The sequence below is a fragment of the Sulfurovum sp. bin170 genome, from assembly GCF_010892395.1.
Classification (GTDB): domain Bacteria; phylum Campylobacterota; class Campylobacteria; order Campylobacterales; family Sulfurovaceae; genus UBA1140.
In genome coordinates, this window is sequence record NZ_JAACKB010000280.1 from 1 (window position 1) to 1,837 (window position 1,837).

Genomic DNA, 1,837 nt, shown 5'->3' on the forward strand with positions numbered 1-1,837 from the left:
CCCATTGTTGCTGTGACGGTATTGGTTCTGTGGCTTTTTGAGAAGATTAAAAATGTTGTAGATAGCCTCTTTGAGTTTATAGGATTTGCTCCTCAAAATCATGAGTTTTTATGGTTGCTTTTGGCAATAGTTGTCTTTTTCTCTATCCTATATATCTTGGGTTATCTTGTCGGTACTAGGGTGGCTAGTTGGATAGAGTCACTCTTTAGAAAGATACCTGGGTTTGAGACCATTCGAGATGTTATTGGTATCTTTAACTCCTCTAAAGAGGGAGAGAATAGAGTGCTTGTGGTTGCTATCAAAGGGTTTGCTACTGAGGGGTACAATATCGGTCTGATGTACTCTCAAAAAGAGAGTATTATCAAAGACCACTATACGGTTACGCTATCCATGACCCCAATTCCGAACGGTGGATATATGTTTGAGGTACACAAAGATAGGATTTTTGTCTTTGAGGGTGCAACCTTTGATGACAACTTGCAGTATCTTCTATCTATGGGTGTAAAGAGTATGACCGAAGTGTTGGATGTGGAACCTAAGAGTGAGAAGGAGTTGGTTCCTTTTGGTAAGTGGCTAGAAACAACCCCAAAACCTCGTTAAAATTATCAGGCTTCTCAACAGGCAGAGCATGATGTGTATCTTTGATAACAACCAATTTACAATTAGCTATCTGTTTTACTAGCTCCTCTTTTTTGCTTAGAGGTATATAGTCATATTCAGAGGAGAGAAGTAGGGTAGGGGCTTGGATTTGGTCTAGTTGGTCTGCAACACTCCACTCGAATATTGCTTTGACAGATTTTCTATAGGATGTCAAATCATTCTCTGCCCAGCGTTTGGCAAATAGCTTCTTTAACTCTTTATGGTTTGGAAAAAGTCTCTTGCCCAAAATCTCCCCTATGGCTTTCATGCTAAAGAGTCGAACCATTAGTTTTCGTTGCCACATCTGTAGTCTCTCTCTGATTGTCTGTGGAACTGCTGATGGTGTGCTGTTGACAATAGTAAGTGTTCTGATTCTGTTGGGATAGGAGACTGCCAACTCAAAAGCGATCATTCCCCCCATAGAGATACCTACAATATGTGCTGATGAAATCTTTAGTGCATCCAGTAGAGCAATGGTATCATCTGCAAATAGAGAGATAGTGTACTCCTCATCAGTTTTGCTTGACTTTCCATGACCACGAATATCAAGCGTAATAACCCTATAAGATTTAGAAAAGTGGTTTACCTGCTCTTTCCAGTCACGACTAGAGGAGCCTAATCCGTGGATAAAAAGCAGAGGCTCTCCTTGACCTATAGTTTTGTAGTGAAGTTCTGTGTTATTTATTATCATTAGAACCGATACCCAAAACTAGCCCCAACAGTGCCATTGTAACTACTACTCATCCCATCACCCATATCTTTTAATCCCAAATAGTTTACTCCATAGTTAATATCAAAAAACCCTCGTTTCAGTATTTTGAAGTTTAGACCGATTCGTGCAACACCCATAACATCTATAGAGTTCAGATCACTGATTCCTGCCATAAAATCCATATGAAAAGTAGATACTCTATTGAGAGAATATCTAAAAGTAGGACCAATCATCCCATAAGCTCCATAGACTTTTCTATCCTCTGTTGACTCCTGATTTATAGCTAGGTCTAGGTGTCCAAATTCAGATATAAAACCTACACCTATATCCTCTCTCATAAATCCACTAGATATCGTCACTCCACCAAAAAGGCTACTGTTCTCAATCTCTCTATCTTCCGTTTTATAAGAAAAGTAAGAAGCAGTTGCACCCATCTCAAACCATCTCTCCATCTCTCTCTTATTTAAGATAACATCCCCCAATATA

The 1,837-nt window shown here is 39.4% G+C and carries 3 protein-coding genes; 1 reads left to right on the forward strand and 2 read right to left on the reverse strand.

Features of this window, described 5'->3' with window-relative positions; genetic code table 11:
- On the forward strand, positions 1-600 hold a 600-nt coding region (locus GSY74_RS06590; protein ID WP_164664310.1), incomplete at its 5' end, for a DUF502 domain-containing protein.
- Here the strand turns inward: GSY74_RS06590 and GSY74_RS06595 are convergent.
- Positions 536-1,330 carry an alpha/beta fold hydrolase gene (locus GSY74_RS06595; RefSeq protein WP_164664311.1) on the reverse strand — a complete coding sequence of 265 codons (795 nt, stop codon included), beginning with the start codon at positions 1,328-1,330 and terminating at the stop codon, positions 536-538. The genes GSY74_RS06590 and GSY74_RS06595 overlap by 65 nt on opposite strands.
- Positions 1,330-1,837, reverse strand: a 508-nt coding sequence (locus GSY74_RS06600) for a hypothetical protein (protein WP_223157490.1), incomplete at its 5' end; no start/stop codon positions are given. The genes GSY74_RS06595 and GSY74_RS06600, both read right to left, overlap by 1 nt.

Excerpts from the sequence above, each read along its gene's own strand:
- GSY74_RS06595 (WP_164664311.1), bottom strand. The coding sequence starts at position 1,330 with ATGATAATAAATAACACAGAACTTCACTACAAAACTATAGGTCAAGGA.